Source organism: Chitinophaga filiformis (genome assembly GCF_021646545.1).
Classification (GTDB): Bacteria; Bacteroidota; Bacteroidia; order Chitinophagales; family Chitinophagaceae; genus Chitinophaga; species Chitinophaga filiformis_A.
On record NZ_JAKIRP010000003.1, the window covers coordinates 255,446 to 279,022 of the forward strand.

A 23,577-nucleotide genomic window follows, 5' to 3' on the forward strand; every position below is an offset into this window, starting at 1 on the left:
ATCCTATGAACGAGCATAATCCTATAGCACAGTTAGTTAATCTCATCCAGAAACAATGGATGGAGAAAACTGCCAATAAACCATCACTCAGATTCGTACGGTTTATCATCAAACCGGAAGAAGCCCGTGTCTATGAAGGATTCTGTAAACTGGAATCATCAGAGCATGGCAGCCTGCCGGAAGTGTTTGTTACCCAGTTCACTTCCTTCGAAGATGAAGATACCTTCAGTGCAGCGCTGATCAAAGACTGGCTGGATACATACGAAAAAAGTACCGCGTTGCTGCAACAGGTGAATGAGCGATCGCTCTTTCTCTGGGATCCCCGCCCTTTTAAACAACTGCTGGAACGCAGTAATGGCACGCCCATGGACGACGTACTGTTGTCCTTACTGGGCAGCTTCCGGCAATCACTGCCCCAGCAAAACAAACAGCTGGTGCTTGCACTGATACCCCGCCAGGTGAGCAGTACAAAAGACATGAAGAACTGGATCTCCACCCTGCTGAAGAAAGGTATTCCTGCCGGTGTGAAACTGCTGGTCATTGATCATATCAATGCAGAGCATTTTGCCTTTCATGACCGTCAGTTCCCTGATATGATCTGCAGCATCCATGTGCCGATGGACCTGAATGCTGCTATACAGAAACTGGCTACTACCGGCAATCCCAATGACCCGGAGATCATGCTGCGAAAATGTGTGTTTGAAATGGGTGCGGCCCTGAAAGACAAGGACGTGAAGCGTCTTCACCGCTGGGGACAGCAGGCACTCGATGCTACACAGCGAAGTGGCAATAAAGGATTGTTTGCCACCGCCCACATCATGTACGCGGGGATGTTATTTCACTTCAAAAAAGACCCAAAAATACCTGAGCTGCTGGAACGCGGACAACGCATTGCCAAGCAGGGCACACAGATGGGAGACGCCGCATGTCTTCCGCTGCTGGTACAATTCTACGGCTATCATGGCGCTTACGCGCAAATACGCCGCCGCTTTACGGAAGCCATCAACTGGTTCATCCAACAGGCAGAACTGGCCGAACAACATAAATTTTCCCAGCAGGCACTGAATGCCTGGTACCAGGCTGCAGAGCTGTGCAGAAGAAAGGACAGCGGCAGGTACTATGACGTGCTGGAAAAAGGATATAAGGCTGGACTACACTTAACTGACGAAGAGATCAGTGCATCCATCTATATATACCTGCTGCGTGACTACTACGACTATGTACATGCCAATCGCAAACATGATATTGTAAAGGCGATAGATGAGAAAATGAGCAGAGTATTTGGCCATGACTGGAAAACTGACGTAGACACGGTCAGGAAGAACCGTGAACCCATGATTCTTCCACTTGAAATGGAACAACCCGAGTCGCTTCAGCCTCTAAAATAAAGCTTATGCTGGTCAGCAATAAACATTTCATTCCCGTTATAGGGCTCGACATACATATTGTTATCCTGCTGGGATTCCCCATTCCCCTGCCCCATCCTTACATTGGTTTTGTACTGGACCCCATGGATTATATTCCATTCATGGGCGCCAGCACCAAGGTTAACCACGTACCCAGAGGAGTAAGCGATACAAGCGGTATCATCATCATCCTCTTTCACTTCCCCATGGGAGGTCCCTGGCTGCTGGCGCCCATGATAGGCCATGATTCTGTCAACTTCTTCGGCAGTAAGACCGTGAAAGCCGAAGGCAGGTTGTTAAGCCCCACAGGTCATATGCTGATGACCTGTAACGATATTGGTATTCCGCTCTCGCTGCAACCGGGCAAGAAGCTGAAACCTATCCCCAGTATGTATCTGCCTACCTCATTCTCTATTCCGCTGTCATTTGGAAAGCCGGTGATGGTAGGTGGTCCCTATGTGCCTGACTGGGCCGGTGTATTGCTGAACCTTGTGATGTCTTTCGGATTTGGTGCATTGATGAAAGGCCTGGGTAAGATGGGGAGGAAAGGTTTAACCAAATTCAATCATGCACTGAAAGGCAAGATCGGCAGTAATAAACTGAGTAAAACACTCTGTAAAAAAGGCTTCGAGCCAGTGGACCTGGTACAGGGTATCATGATCTATGATGGTCTTGACTTTGAGCTGCCCGGTCCTATTCCGCTGAGGTGGGAACGATCATGGAACAGTGACAGCTCATTTGAGGGCGCGCTGGGTCATGGTACACATCTTTGCTATGATATGCGCATCGAAGAGTTTATCAGTGACGGCGCTGTAGTGGTATTACTGGGAGACGGACGTACTGCGGTGTTTGAGGCTTTGCCAGCCAGCGGTGACAGCGACTATAACCGGCATGAGAAAATGACGCTGAAACGGACCGATATGGATGAATACCAGTTGTACAACCATGACAATGGCTTGTTCTATACCTTCCGTAAAACATACAACGGGGCTACTCAGTATCATCTCTCCACTATTCATGATAAAGCGCAGTTCATGATCAGCTTCCACTATAACAGCCGTGGAGCGATCGTGCGTGTCATAGACAGTGTGGGCAGACACCTGCATATAAGCAGTGACAGTGCAGGGCGTATTACCGGCGTCACAGCACGTCACCGTGGCGAGGAAAGACCGCTGATCAGTTATACCTATAACGATCAGGGAGATCTTACCGGCATCACTGATGCACTGGAGCAAACCACATCAATGACATATCGAGATCACCTGATGATCAAAAAGACGGATCGGAATGGCCAGTCTTTTTACTGGGAATATGATAAACAGGGGCGCTGCGTGCATACCTGGGGTGATGGCGGATTACTGGAAGGTTATATCGCTTATCATCCGAAAGAAGGATATAACCTTGTTACCAATTCCCTGGGGCAAACCACTACGTATTATTACACACCGGACTTTGTTGTATACCAGATCAAAGATCCGCTGGGATATTCCACCTTCACGGAATACACGCCGGATTTTGAGATCTACAGGCAGATCGATGAAGATGGGAACATGACCGGTTATGTCTATGATGAAATGGGGAACTGCACATCAGTGGTATACCCGGATGGAAGCCAGCTAAATTACACTTATGATGAAACAGGTAATTTATTGGTGGCCAGTGATGCACAGGGCAACAATACTTCCTATGTCTATTATGAGAATGGGCTGCTGCATAGTCGTAGTGACGCCAATGGCACATTACAACTATTCTCCTATAATGAAAAAAACCTGCTGGGCAGTATAGCGGAATATCATGCAGGCGAGACTATTTTCAGCTATGATGACGACTATAATCTTGCTGCACTTAAACTTCCCGATGGAGGCATTGCCAGCTGGGAATATGACAACTGGGGACAATGCCTGAGTGCCACCAATCCTCAGCAGCAAAAACAAACCTTCCGTTATGATAAATTAGGGCGGGCAACAGAGGTGCATGTCCCGGATGGGAATGTTGTACAACTGCAATATAACGCCTATCTCGACGTAATACGGGCAAAGGATAAATACAATGATGTGAAGTTCCAGTACACACCATTGGGTAAGCTGAAACTACGGGAAGAAAATGGCGTGAAGATGCATTTGGTATACGATACAGAAGATCAGCTGAGTACAGTTGTTGACGAACATGGCAGCAGCTTCCGTTTCATTCGTAATGCACGGGGAGAGATCATCGAGGATAGAAGTTTTGATGGTATTATACGCCGCTACAGTATGGATGCTACCGGCAATCTGATCACCATGCACCGCCCGGGTGGCAGACAAACAGTCTTTGAATATAACAGCAGACACCAGATCACACGCGCCGAGTACAGTGACGGCAGCTGGGAAACTTATACCTACGATCGCAACGGGTTGCTGATTGAAGCCGTCAATGAATTTAATATTGTCACCTTTAAAAGAGACAATCTGGGGCGTGTGATAGAAGAGCAGCAAAACGGACATACTGTAACGAGCAACTATAACAAACATGGTCGCAGAGATAGTATTAAAAGTTCATTGGGAGCACTGATAGAAATCACGCACAACAAGATAGGTGCCGTAACAGGCATCAGGGCCAGCCATGAAGGCACAAAGGCACCGTGGGTGACAGAGATCATGTGCAATCACCTGGGATTGGAAGTAGCACGTTATCTTCCCGGCAATATCCAAAGTAAATGGACTTATGATAGTGGGGGAATGCCATCAGCACATACTGTACGGCATGGTGATGAGATCACCCGTAATTTACATTACCGCTGGGACCCGAATGACAGATTGCGGCAGATCGTGAATGCACTGGACGAAGGAGTGACTAAGTTCGGGCATGATGAATTTGGCAATCTCTCCTGGGCACAGTATGAGAACGGTCAATATGACTTCAGGCTGCCGGATAAACTTGGTAATCTGTTCCGCACAGAACAGCGGAACGATCGGAAATACAATGCCGGCGGACAATTAAAAGCATCTGCACAGGGAAGGTTCGAATATGATGAAGAAGGTAATCTCAGCAGGAAGATCACTGCTGACCTGAAGACCTGGCAGTATGAATGGTATGGCAACGGCATGTTGAAAAAGGTGATCCGTCCTGACAATACCGCCGTTTGTTTCGAATATGATGCTTTAGGTAGGAGGACCGCCAAAATATACAAGCAACAGATCACCCGCTGGATCTGGGATGAGCATGCTCCCCTGCATGAGTGGACATATGAAGCCAGTCAAAGACCTGTGACAGAAGTGGATGAAATGGGCAATGTGGTACAGCCACCTGAGCCAGTACCACCAGCATCACTCATCACCTGGGTGTTCGAAGGAGCTGGAGCCCCGTCAGCGAAGATCATTGACGGTAAAGCCTATTCTATCATTACTGATCATCTGGGCACCCCTTGTCAGGCATATGATGCAGAAGGTACGCTGGTATGGGCCTGCGAGCTGGATATCTATGGCAAACCGCGCAAGCGGAATGGCGACCTCACTTTCATACCTTTCCGGTATCAGGGTCAGTACCATGATATAGAGACGGAGTTATATTACAACCGGTTCAGGTATTATTTACCGGAAGAAGGCGTCTATATCAGCCAGGACCCCATACGACTTGCCAGCACCAATGCCACTTTTTATAGTTATGTAAGGGATACCAACACCCAGATAGACGTCCTTGGTCTGACCATAATAGATTCGGTATTGACGCTGAAAGGGCAGGCTCCGGAGCAATTAAAGACCATACGGGCATCCAGTGGCGCAAAAAAAGTAGAAGGCCGTTTAGAAGACGCTGAACAAAAGCTGATACGCCAGCTGCAGGAACGATTTAAGGACGATATGGAAAAATTGCATGGTGCTACATTGGAAATTGAATCGAAACCATCATTCATAAGGCTACCCTCAGGAAAAGGCTACCCGGTACCAGGAATAGCGCCATGTGAGTTTTGTAATCCTGCGATGCATAACTTTGCAGTAGACAATAAAATGACGATCACATATAAGTATACTAAAATTACGACCAAGAACAAGATCCAGACCAAGCATCTTGTTACTGTAAAATACCCGCTGGCCGGGTTGGAACATCAAAATATCAACGCGCCTCATCCTTGTCCTTAATAAAAACAAGTTATGTATCCAAACACAAAAGAACTTATACAGCAAATACAATGGAGCAGCTTTACCGGAGGCTATAGCACTTCAGTAGAAGAAGTACCTCCGATACTGGAAGCACTTTGTGATATAGAAGAGGAAGACGAGGTGCTTTCATTGCTGTTTGGAGAGATGCTCAGTCATGTAAAACAGGGATATAATGTATTTGAGATAATCGAGCCGGTTATACAGGTATTTGATAGTTTATGTAAGGAAGACTTTGCGTATCCTTCAACATTGACAGACTTCCTGGCATATGTGTATACAATGGATATCAGGTCGGCCGTACCGATACTAACCATGCCGGTACGGTATAGTTTTGGCTCGAAAGATGAGCAACCCGATGCAGGGTTTACAGCCTTCAAATCATTCTTCAGGGACCATTTCTATAGGACGGACAACGAAGAATTGGTGCCCACTGACATATATTTTACCGCCGTGTTGTTCCCGGCAAAAGAAGAGATCAGCAGGATCTTCGATATCATTCAACGCAATAATGAGAATACCGCCCTGGTCAAAAATGCACTGATCAGCGCGGCCCTGATCAACTATCTGACAGGAGAACGGACAAGCCTTCCGGTAGAAATTACGCAGTTGTTGACAGCTGATGAATCACTGGCGCCATATATACCGGTATACAATGGCATCAGCGGTTTTCCGGTGGAACAGGAACAGTTGCAGGAATTGCTGGATATGGAAGAAGACATTGAAGTACAATGGGCGCAGGCATTTATTATTGTAGCAGCAACAGATGCTTTACTGATAGGTAACCTGCAGGACGCTGAGCGGTTAAAGACTGCATTGGATGGGTTATTCCCGGTACTGGAAGAACAAAAGGCAAAATTTGAAGAGGAAGAACAGGAGATGGATTTCCCTTTGTACCCTTACATGGCTGAAGATCTGACAAGCATCGTGTTCAGGGATTTCCTGAACCGGGGCAGTGTACTTGATGTATCACAACTGAACGAGGTACAGCGGTATTGCCTGGAAAAATTGTATGCGCTGAAGATCCATACACATGCTATGCTGCACGCTGGCCTGCTGCCTGAAGGTATTACACCGGATAATCAGCCTACCCTGCTGCCCATATATAATTATTCCATTTGATACTGTGCCACCAACACATCCGCAGCAATAAAAATAATTTATGGCAAGCGAAATCGAAGAAAAGCGCCCGTCCCAGTAATTGAGACGGGCGCTTCATTTTATTATAACAGTAAATTATTTCACCGGCATATAAGTATAGATGCTGTACTTCCCTTCCAGCATACCTGCTACTTCTCTTTTGAAACGATCGTTGTCACTCTCTGCACCGCCCCAGAACTGACGCCCTAACAGAAAATCGTTGAAATAAGCTTTCCAGTCGCTATACTGCGATTGCACCACGTGCGGCGCCTTCTTCAACCACACCATGGCTTCTCCCCTGTTAAGATATCCTGCCTGGTAAGCCACGCAGATGTTGTTAATATAACGGGCGATATCCCATGCCTTGATACCGCCATTACTGAATTCTGTGTAATGGGTTTTGATAAACTCCATGCCCGGAATATCCGTCTTTGACAGTTTATATTTTGCGAGGTCGATAGCCGCGATGTCTGCCCCTGCCCCACCGTTTTCTTCTAATACCTTGCGATATTGCGCGTATTGCGCCTGATGCCCCTCTTCCAGCAACCAGGTCAGTGATTTTTCCAGTTCTGCGGTGTTGTGGATGTTCCAGTAGTCAGCCAGGGTTGCTTTTGCTTCTTTACCATCTTTATCATCCTGCGGTTTGAACGGGAAGACAAAATATCGGGTATAGGCATTCTGCAGGGATGTAGAGAAACTATCAGTGCCCGGTTCACCCTGTACTGCCGGTTTGATCAACCTGTCGAACGTGGATTCGGGACCGCCGTAACCATGTATAAAGTATACGCCCGCCAGCATAAAGGGATATAGTTCATCATTCCTGATTATAGTCGCATTATTGGTAGCAGCTACCTGCTCCTGTTTATCCTGTTTGCTAGTATTACTGTTACATCCTGCCATACTGATAGCCAGCAAACAGATGGCCGGGATGATATTTGACTGTATTCCTTTCATGTAGCTATTGTTTTGATGAACATAGAAGCATCAAATATAAAACTTTTCAAATTCTTTAAAGAATTGTATATGATTATCAATCACTTAATAAATACCCTACAAAACTTGTAGGGTATTAAGAAATTCTTCCTATATTTGCTTTGTCAATACAGGCAATCACATAAAACACAAGTTCACATGCCTCAGTTAAAAGTATTAACGCAGTTTAAAAACAGAAAGACCGCTGCTGTCTGTTGTTGTAGCTGATACCTCATTGCCACGGATCGCCCGCCGGCAACCGTTTCATAAAAATCATTACAACCATTTATTTAAACACTGTTTACCAACCATCCCTTAAATTTATTTTATGTCTAACAACTTCAACAGATACGCAGATCTTTTTCCTGAATTTGAGATTGAAAATGTGAAAAAAGCCTATAAGACCAGGACCCCGATCAGCCCTTTACATGCAGGAGATACATTACCTGCATTCCATATAAATAAGAAAAATATTATTGCTACTTCAGATATCTTGAAGTCTGTACAGGGCCCACAATCTATCACACAGGTAATAGACCGTCCGCTGGTACTCGCTTTCCACTCCATCCACTGGAATGGTTATGGAAACAGGCTGCTGAAAGAACTGAAGGATATTTACGCAGATATCCGTGTAATGGGCGGTCAGCTGCTGCTGGTAACTACTGACGAAAAGCAACATTTCGACGAGGCCACGTCAGCATTACAGCTGCCATTCGCCAGCATCTGGGATCAGCACAACCTGATTGCCGGCAAAGCGGGTCTTTATTCTGCTACCGACCCTATCTGGGACAGAATATCCGGTGTGAATGAAGATGTACCAACGCCGGGCATTTATGTACTGACGCCATCACTGAAGATCGTTTACAGTGCAGTAGACCTGTGGCTGGAAAAATCGCTGGAAAGAAGGGATCTGCTGTCTGCCGTGTATGAAGCAAGTCACCAGGGATCACATGGAATAGCTATATAAAATACATATCAGAAAAAGGCACAACACCCTGTGCGCCGTCGGCGTACAGGGTGTTGTGTTTTTATGTATCTTGTTGATATGCGTACTAACCCTGAACAACCCACTTCCAACGAAACGGAACCTGCCTCCTGGACAACAGTGATCTGGATGTCTGTAGTTGCACTGATCGGCTTTGGTTTTGCCGTTTACCGTTTTCTCCAGTTCTCGGAGGCTGGCAATCAGCTGCATAACGTTCGCCTGACGCGTATAGAGCTCTATATTTACCGCGCCACCGGTCATTGGGGTGTTATAGCCGTTTTTATAATTATGGGCATTTTCGGGCTCTATAATGCCATTATCAACATCAGAGACCTGCGCTCCAGGAAACAGTAACCTGCGGAGGCTTTGCATATGCTTCCCATGCTTCTTCCGCTTCCTCTTTTGAGAGATCGTTCGTGAATACAATCACCCTGTAACACAGACGGTAGGTTTGCCCGTATTTCAGTTGCCAGGGTTTCATTTTGGTAGGGCTGAAATTCATCATGATCTCCCCTCTTTCGTTATTCTCCGGCCATACACGTACGGGCTGAGGATAGTCATAATTGGAAGGGTGGCTCATGACAAGAATACCAGCTTCTCCTTTATCTGTGCGGCCGGTGATCTTGATCCAGCGGGCACGGGTACTGTCGGCGTCTTTGCGCGTCTTACCTTCTGATGTAAGCACTTTACTATTGGCAGCCTTCCACTCCGCCGTCGTACGGAGTCCAAAACCACCGCCGTAACGGTACTGCAGGAAGGTGATACCGGCAGTATCGGCACAGCTCATGGTATTGTCGATATCCCAGATCCGGCTGGTGTTGCCATCGCTGTTAAATGCCTTTACGTCCCACTCCTCATTGATAGCCACCGTTTCCTGTTTGCCGGAGAAGGCGATATGATCGTGCAACGCCTGGAAACCGCACCATACGGGTCCCTGCGTACGACTGATAAAGCCTTTGAAACGGACAGTACCCTCCTTCTTGTGAAGGTTCCAGAAATCAGTCTCTTTCCCTTTAAAAGACGTATGTGTCCAAGGATTCCAGATACCCACATGGTGCCAGTGGCCCTCCGGATGTATATTGGTAATGACCTGTCCATCGGGCGCCCATAAAGGATGTATGAAGCCACTGCGGCGGTACACGGTATCCACACCGGCAGGTGGTTCCACAATGTTGTAATTATACTGCAAAAGATGTTGCTTTCCTTCTTCCAGCACCAGGGCCCCGGCGCTGTCTTTTGCCTGCATACGGGCGATGGCCGGAACAGGACTGCCTTTCGACAGTTCGTATGTGCGGATCTTTCCCGGAGCTGTTTTCCCATCCATTATCCAGTAGAGATAGCCCCCGGAGACTTGAAGAGGCACAGGTGTGCGGCGTCCCTGCTGTATTTCGAAGAACTGTAATGAATCCTGTATGGCTATTACTACATCCTTCATTATAGTGGAAACGGGCACATTTACGCATTGGCGGGCGCCTGCTTTTACACTGATACGGGCCAGCAACTGGGCGCTGACCGGCAGGGCTGTTGTAGACAACAGCAGCAATAAGGCTATGCACAGCTTAAATCTGGCCGGCTTGCATCGCAAATCGTGTTGCTGAACCGGAAAGACGTGAAAGGACAATAATTGTCTGTTTTTCATAACGGGTAACATTTGAGGGTAATAGTTTTATTTTAATACGGCGCCGGTACCTGGCCTGTCGGCATAGATGATCCGTCCGTCAACGATCTTTACACCATCAGCGGTATCTTCGGCCAGTAACAGCGGGCCATCCATATCCACATAGTCCAGGTAAGGCAGCAGGTGGGCTACCGCTGAAGTACCGACGGTGCTTTCGTTCATACTGCCGGTCATCACCTGCATGCCCAGGCGTTTGGCATGATCAATCATCCTGCGCGCAGGTGTAATCCCCCCACACTTGGTCAGTTTGATATTGATACCATGAAAGAGCCCATTGCAGCGCGCTACGTCTGCTTCCGTAATACAGCTCTCGTCGGCAATGAGCGGCAGGGCTGACGATGCATATACTTTCTTCATGCCTTCCACATCTTCAGCCGGCATAGGCTGCTCGATGAATTCCACGCCCAGCGATTTGAAGGCAGCAGCATTACGTAAAGTCTCTTCCACTCCCCAGGCGCAATTGGCGTCCACGCGGAAGATAGCGTCAGTATGCCGGCGCAGTTCCTTTATGATAGCAATATCGTCCTGTGTGCCCAGTTTGATCTTATAGATTGGCCAGGGAAACTCTTTCAGTTTACTGACCATATTTTCTACCGTATCGATACCGATCGTATAGTCGGTCATCGGGTTGTGAGAAATGTCGAGCCCCCACACCTCATACAGTTTCTTATTTAGTTTTTTGGCATAAAGATCATGTGCGGCCAGGTCAATGGCACAAAGCGCAAAGAGATTGTCTTTGAACAGGGGGTACAACAATTCCCAGAAGGCTTCGGGAGTCGTTAAGGTGTGCCCTTCTATCAGTGCGCGGTGAGCATTGATGGCGTCCATCAGGCGAGGCACGGTCATATTGTAATATGAGTTATCAGCAGTTTCTCCCAGGCCACTGATTCCATCCTGTTGCAGCGCTACTACCAGCAGTGGCTGAACGTCTTTGGATTTACGCGAGATGGTAAAGGTATGTCTGAACTTTAATTCGAACGGGTGTAGTGTCAATTGCATAACACAAAATATAAAAATAGGCACAAAAAAGAGGGCTGATCTTTTGGACCAGCCCTCTTACCAAATATCCCTAAGTTGCTTATGACTATTTCACTTCTTCAAATTCAGCATCAGTTACACCTTCGTTGCCGGCAGCGCTTCCCTGTGGCTGTCCCTGACCTGTAGCACCACCGTTAGCCTGTGCTTCCTGTGTTGCTTTGTACAGTTCTTCAGAAGCTGCGGTCCATGCATTGTTCATTTCTGTAACAGCTGCATCTACCTGAGCGATATCGCCGCTCTTATGTGCTTCCTTCAATTTGTTCAGGGCAGTTTCAATGGTGCCTTTCTTATCTGCAGGGATCTTATCGCCATATTCTTTCAGCTGTTTTTCAGTCTGGAAGATCAGGCTGTCAGCCTGGTTGAGCTTTTCGATCTTTTCACGCTGTTCCTTATCGGATGATTCGTTCGCTTTTGCTTCTGCCTTCATCTTTTCGATCTCTTCTTTGCTCAGACCACTACCTGCTTCGATACGGATATTCTGTGTTTTACCGGTGCCTTTATCTTTCGCAGTTACATGCAGGATACCGTTGGCATCGATATCGAAGATCACTTCGATTTGCGGTACACCACGCGGAGCCGGTGGAATACCATCCAGGATAAAGCGGCCCAGTGTACGGTTCTGGCTAGCTAAAGGACGTTCACCCTGCAGTACATGAATTTCAACACTTGGCTGGTTATCAGCAGCAGTGGAGAAGGTTTCAGATTTCTTGCTCGGGATAGTAGTGTTGGATTCGATCAGTTTAGTGAATACACCACCCATGGTTTCGATACCCAGAGAAAGCGGGGTAACGTCCAGCAGCAGTACATCTTTCACTTCACCGGTCAGTACACCACCCTGGATCGCAGCACCAACAGCTACTACTTCATCCGGATTCACACCTCTGTTTGGCTTTTTACCGAAGAATTTCTCTACTACTTCCTGGATCTTTGGAATACGGGTAGAACCACCTACCAGTATCACTTCGTCGATCTCAGAAGTGTTCAGGCCTGCATCTTTCAGGGCTTTGCGGCAAGGCTCCAGTGTTCTTTCCACCAGGGCATCTGCCAGTTGCTCGAATTTAGCGCGGCTCAGTTTCTTTACCAGGTGTTTAGGTACACCGTCTACTGCAGTGATATAAGGCAGGTTGATCTCTGTTTCCTGAGAAGAAGACAGTTCAATTTTTGCCTTTTCAGCTGCTTCTTTCAGACGCTGCCATGCCATTGGATCTTTGTGCAGGTCAACCGCTTCGTCTTTCTTGAATTCATCGGCCAGCCAGTCCATGATCACCTTGTCAAAGTCGTCACCACCCAGGTGGGTATCACCGTTGGTAGATTTTACTTCGAATACGCCATCACCCAGTTCCAGGATGGAGATATCGAAGGTACCACCACCAAGGTCGAATACGGCGATCTTGCTATCAGCATGTTTTTTATCCAGTCCATAAGCCAGTGCAGCGGCAGTAGGCTCGTTAATGATACGACGTACAGTCAGACCTGCAATCTCACCTGCTTCTTTTGTAGCCTGACGCTGAGCGTCGTTGAAGTAAGCAGGAACAGTGATCACCGCTTCAGTTACTTCCTGACCCAGGTAGTCTTCAGCAGTTTTCTTCATTTTCTGCAGGATCATAGCAGAGATCTCCTGCGGAGTATATAGTCTGCCGTCGATATCGATACGGGTAGTGTTATTTTCACCACGCGCAACTTTATAGCTCCAATGAGGTATTTCATTTGATACCTCGTCAAAATGGCGTCCCATGAAACGTTTTACTGACATAATCGTGTTCACAGGGTTAGTGATAGCCTGGCGTTTTGCCGGGTCACCCACCTTTCTCTCACCATTCTTCAAGAAACCCACAACGGAGGGCGTAGTTCTGCGTCCTTCATCATTGGCAATTACTACCGGTTCGTTGCCTTCCATTACAGCAACGCATGAGTTGGTAGTTCCTAAGTCAATACCTATTATCTTTCCCATAATTGTTAATATTCTCGCTTGTAGTTGTAGATAGATTTTTGTCTCCGAGAAAGCAAATGTCAATGATTATGCCAACGGACGAAGCATGCAAATATGTCAGTTCCTTATGTCAGTCGACCGTCAGTTTCTCTTCCCACACGTTTAATACGATTTAATAATGAACAATTTACATGCAACGGGGTTTTTTATGGTAAGTATTAAACCGACGTGCGAAATACACTTATTTATTAATTCACCTGCTAAGTAATTTAAATAACCGAGTAACCCTGAATGATTATGAAAAACACCTCACTCATCCGGGCAGCGTGTGTGCTGGCCCTTTCTACTCCTCTATGCAGTATTGCCCAGACCACTGTAAACGGCCCCATTTTTACTAATGGCCCCGGTTACAAGCGATGGTCGGTCGGCGTAAATGGCGGATTGCTGGCTCCGGTCGCCCCCACAGGAGGCAGCAACGATTTTACAAAATGGAAAGCTAAAGTCGGCTATGGCGCTTATGTAAAATGGCAGATTTTACACTCCCTGGGCATCCGGGCAGACTTTATAGGTGGCAAGCTGGCAGGCAATAATGACCGCAAATTGGGGAACGAAAAGGAACCCAACCGGCGCTTAAACTCCTTTGAAACCAACCTGAAGTGGTCTACCAGCCTGAACGCAGTTATCAATCTGGCCACTATCAACTGGATGTACAGAAAGAATGCCCTTCAGATATATGTGTCAGGTGGCGCCGGACTGGCGGGTTATTCTCCCAAAGTAAGCAGACAAATGGAAGGAGGCCTGACGGAGTACAAACCTAATGGAAGTATCACCGAGTTTTATGTACCCATAGGCGCAGGATTGAAATTTAAACTCACTGAGGCCATCAACCTGGATCTGGGATATACCATGCATTATGTGGATGGAGATAACCTGGATGGCTTTTATCTCGGCCAGAATAAAGACAAATACTCCTATGGGTATGCAGGAGTGGAATTCCCACTGGGACCCAAAAATAAACCACAACTGAACTGGCAGAACCCCGCTAAAGTGATGTACGATGAACTACAGGCGCAAAAGGCTAACCTGCAGCGTGAGCTGGAAACCAGCCGGGCCGAAAATAATCGACTGACTGGTGAGGTGAATAAACTGACGGCCGATGCTGACGCTGACGGCGTATCCGATTATTTTGATAAATGCCCCGGTACGGCATCCGGTAACAAGGTAGATGGCAGTGGCTGTGAACTACCGAAAGCGACCGAGCCTAAAGTACCTACCCAGGTAGTGATTACAGATGAAGACCGCCGCATCGTTAGAAACGCTATTCAGGACCTGGAGTTTGAAACTGGTAAATCCAGCATTAAACCCGGCTCTTACGGCGCCCTGAACCAACTGGCAGAATTGCTCAGGAACAGGGGCTTCAGCCTTAAACTTGGCGGACATACGGACAATGTGGGTAATTCAACAAAAAATATGGCCCTCTCAAAAGACAGGGCAGAATCAGTGAAACAGTACCTGGTAGACCAGGGTGCTAATCCATCCAAGATCGAAGCCGTAGGTTATGGCTCTACCCAACCGGTAGCCAGCAATAAAACCAAGGCTGGAAGGCAGAAAAACAGAAGGGTGGAGTTCACTATCTATTAATACTCAGCATCCGATAAACCCTGGAAAGGGCCTGGCAGTTTTGTTGCCGGCCCTTTTTCTTTATTATATTATTCAGCGCCCCGGGCTGCCCAGCGGATTTTTTATACCTTTGACGTTACTTTTGGCATTAACCGTTTATCAGCATGAGTGTTGTACAATCCATCAGATCTGCTGCTGCTGCAGCAATTAAGGCGCTTTACGAACAGACAATTCCTGCAAAGGACATTGCGATCAATACTACCAAACCTGAATTTGAAGGTGAATATACCATCCTGGTATTCCCCTTCACAAAGTTCAGCCGCTTAAAACCGGAGGAAACTGCTGATCGATTGGGCAAATACCTTGTTGAACATAACCCCGACCTCGTGTCCGGCTATAATGTGATCAAGGGCTTCCTCAACCTGCAGATCTGTGAGCAGTACTGGGCGCAGTACCTGCAGCAACACTTCAATAACCGTAACATCGGTAAGAAGCCTTCCAACGGAAAAAAAGTAATGGTGGAATACTCTTCCCCCAATACAAATAAACCTTTGCACCTGGGTCACCTCCGTAATAACTTCCTTGGCTATTCCATCGCAGAGATCCTGAAAGCCAACGGTTATGATGTGATCAAGGCCAACCTGGTGAATGACCGGGGTATCCATATCTGTAAATCCATGCTGGCATGGCAGCTGTTTGCCCATGGAGATACACCCGAATCAACCGGTATCAAAGGAGACCACCTGGTTGGCGACTACTACGTGAAGTTTGAGACCATCCTGAAAGAACAGACAGAACCTATTATAGCCCGCGCGCTTGAAAACGATTTCAAAGATTTCCAGGGCGCAGACCTGGAACGTATAGAGAAACTGGTTACCCTCTTCCATAAGCCCGAAATAAAGGCTGATGCAGAGAAACACGCCAAACTCAATGATGAGATCAAAGAACTGTCCCGTAAGCAGACAGAGATCATGCAGCAGGCACAGATCATGCTGCAGCAGTGGGAAGCAGGCAATCATGAAGTACGGACCCTGTGGTCAACAATGAATAGCTGGGTGTACAAAGGTTTCGATGAAACCTACAAACGCCTGGGCATCGACTTCGACAAGATGTACTACGAAAGCGAGACCTACCTGCTGGGTAAAGACCTGGTAGAGGAAGGCCTGGCTAAAGGAGTGCTGTTCAAAAAGCCGGATAATTCTATCTGGATAGACCTGACTGCCGACGGACTGGATGAGAAACTGTTATTACGTGGCGATGGCACCTCTGTGTATATGACGCAGGACCTGGGTACTGCCCGTCTTAAATACGACGACTACCAGATGGAGCAAAGCATCTATGTAGTGGCCGATGAACAGAACTATCACTTCAAGGTGCTGCAACTGATCCTGAAGAAACTGCAGGAACCATGTGCTGATGGTATATTCCATCTTTCCTATGGCATGGTGGAATTACCACACGGCCGTATGAAGAGCCGTGAAGGTACCGTTGTGGATGCAGATGACCTGATAGATGAGACCATCGCAGCAGCTGCAGAACAGACAGCCAATTCCGGTAAGCTGAAAGACATGGCGGCAGAAGACCTGCAGACGCTTTACAACATGCTTGGCATAGGCGCTATGAAATTCTTCCTCCTGCGTGTAGATCCGAAGAAGAGAATGGTGTTCGATCCGAGAGAGTCTATTGACCTGCATGGGTTTACCAGTGTATTCGTTCAGTATGCGCATGCCCGTATCAAATCCATTCTGCGTGAGGTAGCGCCTGATGCAGATAAACTGGAAGGCTACTGTCATAAGGGCAGCTTACTGCCGCTGGAGAAAGAACTGATCCTGCTGAATGAGCAATATGAAAGCGTGCTGGAAGAAGCCATGAAAGAAATGAGCCCTTCCGTGATCGCTAACTATGTGTTCCAGCTCGCACAACAGTTCAACTCATTCTATGCAGAGAAAGTGGAAGGTAAATACACCTATTCTGTGCAGGACGCAGAAACGCCGGAGAAACAGAAGCTTCGTACACAGATCGTTATGCTCACCGCCAGAACAATTGCAAAGAGCATGAAACTGCTGGGTATTGATGTACCTGAAAGAATGTAATAACGCACTTCTTATAAAGCAAAAAGCTCCCATCCCGGGAGCTTTTTCTTTTTATCTTTTGTCTGGATAGTATTATTGCGTAACCGCCAGCGCCCTGTCACACAGCTCCTCCCCTTTTGCCACCTCTCCGTTGCCAATGTATGACTTACCCAGCATAAACATGGCAAAAGCATTCTCAGGCTGGATGCACAGTAATTTGTCCCAATAATTAATAGCAGCGCTATAATTGCCAGCCAGGTAATAGTGGTGAGCCAGCGCCTGCATAGGTCTGGGATCGTTGTTCCGTAAAGCAAGGCAGGAATGCAGATGTTTCACACCTTTCTCCACCTGGCGGATATGCAGATAGGCAGTACCCAGGTGCAGGTTAAAATCTGCATCGGCAGGATGCCCTTTTTGCTGTGCCTTTTCAAAAGCACCTGCTGCATTGTGAAAATCTTTGGTATTAAAGTATAATACGCCGACGGCATACCAGGAAGAAGCTTGTTCTCCATCCAGGCGGAGGAAATACTGGTAATAACGGATGCTTTCCTGATATTCCTCTTCCAATGCCAGGATCTCGGCCATTTGCAGGTATGCTACCGTGTAGCTGCTATCCTGATGTAAGATTTCATTGAAACATTTCTTTGCGGCCTGAAATCTGCCTTCATTGCGGCAGTTCACCCCTTCCCTGTAAAGACCCTTTAACTTATTTCCTGGAAAAGCCATAGCAACTTGCACGAATAAAACCGTCCATAGCAGCGGACATAAGACACGGACGTTTAACATAGAGTTTCATAGACTCCTGCAAAGATAATAAATTTATTGCATATCTTCTGCGGAGAATCCCAATGGTAACAGGTGTCTGATAGTCTGGATGATGAACACTTTCCCCGTCTGACCGCTCATGATCACACGAATGGACTGCTGCTGACGGCCTTCATATTCTGATAAGGTCTGCCGGCAGATGCCGCATGGAGAAATAGGGGTATCATTACTCCCCGAAGGATTGTGATAGCTGATGGCAATAGTGAGTATCGGTACTCCCGGATAGAGGGACGCTGCGGTAGATAAAGCCACTCTTTCCGCACAAATGCCGGCAGGGAAAGAAGCGTTCTCCTGGTTTGTTCCTCTTACCACAATACCGTTGGCCAGTAAAATGGCAGCTCCTACATAAAAATTGGAATAAGGGGCATAGGCCTGGGCAGTTACTTCCCGGGCTTCTTCCAGTAACCGGAGGTCTGCAATGGGTAAGGCTGCACTGTCCTGGAAGGAATGGTATTCAAAAGAATGTTTACGGATGTCCATATACTAAATTACGAATTACGGATGACGAATTACAAGTTAGTGTTTGTAATTGGATGTCATGCGTAATTCGTAACAGAATATTGTGAAACAGCGGGAAGAAGGTGTTACCTAAACCCGAGCTTTTATTTGATTGTTCTGAACAGCCTGTTCCAGCGGATGCTGCCATGGCCATAGCTCATCCAGATCAGCCATGCTTTACCTACGATATGATCTTCAGGCACAAAACCCCAGAAGCGGGAATCCAGTGAGTTGTCACGGTTATCACCCATCATCCAGTAATAGTTCATTTTGAAAGTGTAGGTATTGGCAGGTTTATTATTGATATAGAACTGTCCGTTCCTGGCTTCCAGTTTGTTGCCCTCATATACGCTGATAATACGGTCGTAGAAAGCGATGTTAGTACTATCCAGGTTCACCGTTGCGCCTTTCTTAGGAATATACAGCGGACCAAAGTTATGCTCTGTCCATCTGTAGTGTGCTGTATCATGCGGAAACACCTGTATATCCTGTCTGGGCGATTTTACATACGGTCTGATGTCCTGCACTGCCGGCCATGTTCTTAACAGGTTGGCCATACCTGGCGTCAGGTCATACCTGAAAGTACTGGAATCATCCACGCTGCGTGGAGAAGGATCTATGTTCAGTTCATCGAGACGGCTCGGGTTCAGCGGATCTCCGGTGGTTTTTACCCAGTATGTACGCTCGCTTTCCGGTGGGATCGGCGCCTGTGACCCATTCACGAAAACGATACCTTCTTTGATGCTCAGGGTATCGCCGGCAACAGCCATACAACGCTTAATATAGTTCTCACGTTTATCGACAGGACGGGAAGTAACATGGTTCTGTTCCCATACATTATCACGTCCATAAAATCTTACCAGCTGGTAGTAGCTTTGCTCCTGTTGCTCCAGGGCTACAGTATCTCCTTCGGGGAAGTTAAACACCACTACATCATAACGCTCCACATCTGAGAAACCTGGCATACGTCTGTATTTCCAATGTACCGCTTCGGAGTAAGCCTTGCTATACCTGGTGAATGGCAGCGTATGATGTGTAAAAGGAACAGCGAGTGGCGTCATGGGAATACGAGGCCCGTAACTGATCTTGCTGACAAACAGGAAGTCGTTTACCAGCAATGTCTTTTCCATAGATGGGGTTGGGATAGTGTACGCCTCAAAAATAAAGGTGCGTATCAAGGTAGCTGCGATGATGGCGAAAATAGCGGCATCAAACCACTCTCTAACGGCAGATTTCTTCTTTGGCTGACCCTCTTTATTTCTTCTCCAAAAAGCCAGGTTCATTAAGATTCGTTTAAGATATTTAAAAGATCAAATATAATATTCTGTATTCTGCAAGCTAATTAATACTAATCAAAAGTTTTGCTAAAATAAGGGGATTAGGTTGATTTAATAAACTTTTTTACATGTAATGCAATTGGTTTATAAGAGTTTTGCATTTCACGCCAGCTCCTTCCGCAGGATCTCATTGATTTCTCTGGCACGGTTATACACCATGAAGTGGCCACCAGTGGGTATTATATAATCAGCCTTGATAAGCCTTGACGGGAAGGTCCTGTCCTTGCCTCCATGGATGTGTACCAATGATGCCGGGACGAAATCGTTCTGCCAGTTCACCACTATCCGGATGCCCCAGCGAAGATAACCATAGGCCGTTTTGGTCATATAGTCGGCCAGCAATTCCTGTTCTTCCGCTGTTTCGGCGCTCAGGAACAGTTTCACCAGTCCTTTTCTGCGTGTAAAAATGATTGAATCCGGTAGCCGCAGTAATTGCAGCAAACCTGTTTTCCTCACCCAGGTCAGGTAAGGGGGCTTCTCTCCTGTACGCTTAATACTACTGATGAGGATAACCTTCTGTATGGGTCTTTGCCGGGCTATTTCCACTGATAACATGCCACCAAAAGATACGCCCAGCAATGTGGCATCTTCATGTTCAATCCTGGCCGCCATCCGGGCGGCATACGCAGGAAAAGTCTCCTGTGGGTCGGGGGTCAGCCAATCCAGGTAGTGTACGGTATATTCCTCGGGGAAACTAAGGTATCTGAAGATCCTTTCATCTGCTCCCATACCGCTGATCAGGTACAGATGTCTGGCCATGGTTCAATAATATGAAAAAGGCTGTCCCCGCCTATGGTGGGAACAGCCCCTGATATTTACTAAGCGTTTATTTTCTTTTTATCTCTGGAGGGCAGCACATAATCGTATACATCATCTGCCATGATCGTTTTGCCCGACAGGATCACAAGACGGGCCACCACGTTGCCCAGCTCACGGATATTGCCGGACCAGTTGTGCTGCTGTAATGCCTTCATGGCTTCCTTGTCGATGGTCTTTTTCGCCATACCGTACTCCTGGCAGGCGCTTTCCAGGAAGTGTTCCACCAGCAGCGGAATATCGTCCCGGCGATCGTTCAGGGAAGGTACATGTATCAGGATCACGCTGAGACGATGGTAAAGGTCGAGACGGAAGTTCTTTTCTTCCACCTCCTTCAGCAGGTCTTTATTGGTAGCGGCTACCACCCTTACATCCACGCTGATCTCTTTATCTCCGCCCACACGGGTGATCTTTCCTTCCTGCAGGGCTCTCAGCACTTTAGCCTGCGCACTGAGGCTCATATCCCCGATCTCGTCCAGGAACAAAGTGCCACCGTTCGCCTGTTCGAACTTACCGATACGTTGTTTTACTGCGGATGTGAAGGAGCCTTTCTCATGCCCAAACAACTCACTTTCAATCAGTTCGCTAGGGATAGCTGCGCAGTTCACCTCCACGATAGGTCCGGCAGCACGGTTACTGCGTTCATGTATCCAGCGGGCCACCAGCTCCTTTCCTACCCCATTCTCACCTGTTACCAGCACACGGGCATCGGTAGGCGCCACCTTCTCTATTGTTTCCTTTATCTTCAGGATAGGGCCAGAAGTGCCGATCATCTCCTGAGTTTTGTTCACTTTACGGCGCAGTGTCTTTGTCTCCGTCACCAGCGTGCTTTTATCCATCGCATTACGCAGGGTGATCAGCAACCTGTTGAGGTCCGGTGGTTTGGAGATATAGTCGTAAGCGCCCTTTTTTACTGCTTCTACGGCCGTATCGATATTTCCATGTCCTGACACCATCACAATAGGCACATCCGGATTGGTTTCTTTGGCTTTCTCCAGGAATTCCAAACCGTCCATCTTGGGCATCTTTATATCGCACAGGATGGCGTCGTACTGCTTTTCTTTGAACATTTTAAAGCCTTCCGCCCCATCAGCTGCCTCGTCTACCTTATATCCTTCATAGGTCAGTATTTCAGACAACGTTTTACGTATGCTTTTCTCGTCATCAATTATCAGAATGTTGGCCATATCATTATTTTAGTGAACAACGTACAAAATTAAGGGAAATTACTTGATACCCATCCAAGATAACAAAATGGAGGCAAGAACCAACGCGCCCATCTTCGATATCGGCCATTTGTCTACTAACTTTATGGACTCTCGACATTAATACGTAATTTCATTGATCGTTTCCCTCAATCCTGTAATTCACTTGGATATGCAACAACTTTTAGAAGAATTAAGGCGGAGGCACCAGCTGGCTGCAGCTACTGCTTATCCGACTACCAGTGCGGTGAACGACTTTGCCAACAATTTTATCAACTGGCTTTTTCCAGAATATACCGGGAAGGTGATGGCTGATATCGTGTTACTGGAGGAATACGCAAATGGACTGCAATCCGAGTTGCAGCAACTATTAGCGCCGATGCAACAGCAGTTGCCGGCGGCGGCAGAAGCGCTGAGCCGCCAGTTTATGGAGCAGGCGGAAGTCATTTATGATGCATTAAAAAAAGACGCAGAAGCTATTTATAAAGGAGACCCGGCGGCTACCTGCATGTACGAGGTGATACGCGCCTATCCCGGGTTTTATGCGATCGCCTTTTACCGTATTGCGCATGCGCTGCATCAGCTGAAGATACCACTGCTGCCCCGTATGATCACCGAACGGGCGCATAGCTGCACCGGTATCGACATTCACCCCGCGGCAGTGATAGCGCCCTATTTCTGCATTGACCACGGTACCGGTATCGTGATCGGTGAAACCACCATTATCGGCTCCAATGTAAAGCTCTACCAGGGCGTTACACTGGGCGCATTAAGCGTGGATAAGGATATGGCGCGCAGCAAGCGTCATCCGACAATTGAAGACAATGTCATTATATATGCCGGCGCCACCATCCTGGGCGGCGATACTGTGGTGGGCCACCATAGTATTATAGGCGGAAATGTATGGCTTATAAAAAGCACTGCCCCCTTCAGCCGGATCTATTACCGGGCGGATGGCAGTATTAGCGTAGTAGAAAACAGTTATTAGATGCATTCGATATTAGATCTTGTTGGTAACACTCCAATGGTAGCGCTCAAACACATCAGCGCCAATCCGGGGGTTACAATTTATGCGAAACTGGAAGGAAATAATCCGGGAGGCAGTGTAAAAGACAGAGCAGCTTACGGTATGATCAAAGGAGCATTGGACAGAGGCGAGATTAAACCGGGCATTAAACTGATTGAGGCCACCAGCGGCAATACAGGCATCGCATTAGCCATGATTGCCAGCCTGTTCGGCGTAGAAATAGAACTGGTGATGCCGGAAGATGCTACCCGCGAAAGAGTGCTGACCATGGAAGCCTTCGGCGCCAAAGTGACATTGACACCTAAGGAAGCATCTATGGAAGGCTCTATTGACTACGCCAATGCGCAGGTGGCCAAAGGTGGTTATCATATGCTGAACCAGTTCGGCAATCCGGATAACTACGGCATGCACTATAAAACCACCGGACCGGAAATATGGCGGGACACCAACCACGGTGTCACCCACTTCGTGAGCGCCATGGGCACTACCGGTACCATTATGGGGGTGTCTAAGTTCCTGAAAGAACAAAACAGCCAGGTACAGATCGTAGGATGTCAGCCCACTGAAGGCTCCAGGATACCCGGTATCCGTAAATGGCCGGAGGAATACCTGCCTAAGATCTTTGACAGATCGAGAGTAGACCGCATCATGGATATTTCGGAGGAAGAAGCGAAAGCGATGACCCGTCGCCTGGCCAAAGAAGAAGGCATTTTCTGCGGCATGAGCAGCGGCGGGGCCGTATCTGCAGCGGCAAGGATATCAAAAGAGCTGGACCACGGGGTGCTGGTATGTATTATCTGTGACCGTGGAGATAGGTATCTGTCGTCAGATCTGTTTGGGAGCTAAACCGAAACGGCCAATTGGTTCCCGGGAATATCCGTTGATCCATGGTTGA

18 protein-coding genes are annotated in these 23,577 nt (G+C 47.5%); 9 read left to right on the top strand and 9 right to left on the bottom strand.

The window, feature by feature from the left end; genetic code table 11:
* Nucleotides 1-5 precede the first annotated feature (5 nt).
* From L3C95_RS10865 to L3C95_RS10875, 3 genes are read left to right on the top strand one after another with little or no spacing between them, the layout of a single operon-like run.
* The gene (locus L3C95_RS10865; RefSeq protein ID WP_236386287.1) at nucleotides 6-1,388 is read left to right on the top strand and encodes a hypothetical protein; all 1,383 of its coding nucleotides are present in this window, start codon (nucleotides 6-8) and stop codon (nucleotides 1,386-1,388) included.
* A 5-nt stretch (nucleotides 1,389-1,393) separates the two neighbouring features.
* Nucleotides 1,394-5,521: a DUF6531 domain-containing protein gene (locus L3C95_RS10870; RefSeq protein WP_236386285.1), complete on the top strand. Its 4,128-nt coding sequence runs from the start codon at nucleotides 1,394-1,396 to the stop codon at nucleotides 5,519-5,521.
* Between the two features lie 12 nt (nucleotides 5,522-5,533).
* On the top strand, nucleotides 5,534-6,661 hold the full coding sequence (locus L3C95_RS10875) for a hypothetical protein (RefSeq protein ID WP_236386283.1): 1,128 nt from the start codon (nucleotides 5,534-5,536) through the stop codon (nucleotides 6,659-6,661).
* A 114-nt stretch (nucleotides 6,662-6,775) separates the two neighbouring features.
* Here the strand turns inward: L3C95_RS10875 and L3C95_RS10880 are convergent, their stop codons facing one another.
* Nucleotides 6,776-7,633: a DUF1266 domain-containing protein gene (locus tag L3C95_RS10880; RefSeq protein ID WP_236386281.1), complete on the bottom strand. Its 858-nt coding sequence runs from the start codon at nucleotides 7,631-7,633 to the stop codon at nucleotides 6,776-6,778.
* Nucleotides 7,634-7,979: 346 nt separating this feature from the next.
* On the opposite strand from L3C95_RS10880, the gene L3C95_RS10885 reads away from it, so the two are divergent.
* Both L3C95_RS10885 and L3C95_RS10890 read left to right on the top strand, forming a co-directional pair.
* Nucleotides 7,980-8,618: a redoxin domain-containing protein gene (locus L3C95_RS10885; protein WP_236386279.1), complete on the top strand. Its 639-nt coding sequence runs from the start codon at nucleotides 7,980-7,982 to the stop codon at nucleotides 8,616-8,618.
* 78 nt (nucleotides 8,619-8,696) lie between these two features.
* Nucleotides 8,697-8,990 (top strand): hypothetical protein, encoded by a 294-nt coding sequence (locus L3C95_RS10890; protein ID WP_236386277.1) that lies wholly within the window; start codon nucleotides 8,697-8,699, stop codon nucleotides 8,988-8,990.
* Here the strand turns inward: L3C95_RS10890 and L3C95_RS10895 are convergent.
* The 3 genes from L3C95_RS10895 to dnaK all read right to left on the bottom strand — a co-directional run bounded on the left by L3C95_RS10895 (nucleotide 8,962) and on the right by dnaK (nucleotide 13,303).
* A complete protein-coding gene (locus L3C95_RS10895) occupies nucleotides 8,962-10,275 on the bottom strand; it encodes a PmoA family protein (protein ID WP_236386275.1) in 1,314 nt (437 codons plus the stop codon). The genes L3C95_RS10890 and L3C95_RS10895 overlap by 29 nt on opposite strands.
* A gap of 27 nt (nucleotides 10,276-10,302) precedes the next feature.
* Nucleotides 10,303-11,313 carry a mandelate racemase/muconate lactonizing enzyme family protein gene (locus L3C95_RS10900; protein ID WP_236386273.1) on the bottom strand — a complete coding sequence of 337 codons (1,011 nt, stop codon included), beginning with the start codon at nucleotides 11,311-11,313 and terminating at the stop codon, nucleotides 10,303-10,305.
* A gap of 85 nt (nucleotides 11,314-11,398) precedes the next feature.
* A complete protein-coding gene (gene dnaK / locus L3C95_RS10905; RefSeq protein ID WP_236386271.1) occupies nucleotides 11,399-13,303 on the bottom strand; it encodes a molecular chaperone DnaK in 1,905 nt (634 codons plus the stop codon).
* A gap of 276 nt (nucleotides 13,304-13,579) precedes the next feature.
* Here dnaK and L3C95_RS10910 point away from each other — a divergent pair, with 276 nt between their 5' ends.
* Nucleotides 13,580-14,923, top strand: coding sequence for an OmpA family protein (locus L3C95_RS10910; protein ID WP_236386269.1), 1,344 nt, complete (start codon nucleotides 13,580-13,582; stop codon nucleotides 14,921-14,923).
* Between the two features lie 143 nt (nucleotides 14,924-15,066).
* Complete coding sequence (locus L3C95_RS10915; protein WP_236386267.1) at nucleotides 15,067-16,995, top strand: arginine--tRNA ligase; 1,929 nt, start codon at nucleotides 15,067-15,069, stop codon at nucleotides 16,993-16,995.
* Between the two features lie 72 nt (nucleotides 16,996-17,067).
* Here L3C95_RS10915 and L3C95_RS10920 read toward each other — a convergent pair whose 3' ends face one another.
* From L3C95_RS10920 to L3C95_RS10940, 5 genes are all read right to left on the bottom strand, one after another.
* Complete coding sequence (locus L3C95_RS10920; RefSeq protein WP_236386265.1) at nucleotides 17,068-17,700, bottom strand: tetratricopeptide repeat protein; 633 nt, start codon at nucleotides 17,698-17,700, stop codon at nucleotides 17,068-17,070.
* Nucleotides 17,701-17,793: 93 nt separating this feature from the next.
* Complete coding sequence (gene cdd / locus L3C95_RS10925; RefSeq protein ID WP_236386263.1) at nucleotides 17,794-18,279, bottom strand: cytidine deaminase; 486 nt, start codon at nucleotides 18,277-18,279, stop codon at nucleotides 17,794-17,796.
* Nucleotides 18,280-18,401: 122 nt separating this feature from the next.
* Nucleotides 18,402-19,580, bottom strand: coding sequence for a signal peptidase I (gene lepB, locus L3C95_RS10930; RefSeq protein ID WP_236386261.1), 1,179 nt, complete (start codon nucleotides 19,578-19,580; stop codon nucleotides 18,402-18,404).
* A gap of 156 nt (nucleotides 19,581-19,736) precedes the next feature.
* Nucleotides 19,737-20,393, bottom strand: a complete 657-nt coding sequence (locus L3C95_RS10935) for an alpha/beta fold hydrolase (protein WP_236386258.1) — start codon at nucleotides 20,391-20,393, stop codon at nucleotides 19,737-19,739.
* Nucleotides 20,394-20,452: 59 nt separating this feature from the next.
* Nucleotides 20,453-21,637 (bottom strand): sigma-54-dependent transcriptional regulator, encoded by a 1,185-nt coding sequence (locus L3C95_RS10940; RefSeq protein ID WP_236386255.1) that lies wholly within the window; start codon nucleotides 21,635-21,637, stop codon nucleotides 20,453-20,455.
* A 190-nt stretch (nucleotides 21,638-21,827) separates the two neighbouring features.
* On the opposite strand from L3C95_RS10940, the gene L3C95_RS10945 reads away from it, so the two are divergent.
* A complete protein-coding gene (locus L3C95_RS10945; protein ID WP_236386253.1) occupies nucleotides 21,828-22,643 on the top strand; it encodes a serine O-acetyltransferase in 816 nt (271 codons plus the stop codon).
* The gene (gene cysM / locus L3C95_RS10950) at nucleotides 22,644-23,528 is read left to right on the top strand and encodes a cysteine synthase CysM (RefSeq protein ID WP_236386251.1); all 885 of its coding nucleotides are present in this window, start codon (nucleotides 22,644-22,646) and stop codon (nucleotides 23,526-23,528) included. It begins immediately after the preceding gene.
* Nucleotides 23,529-23,577: the final 49 nt, after the last annotated feature.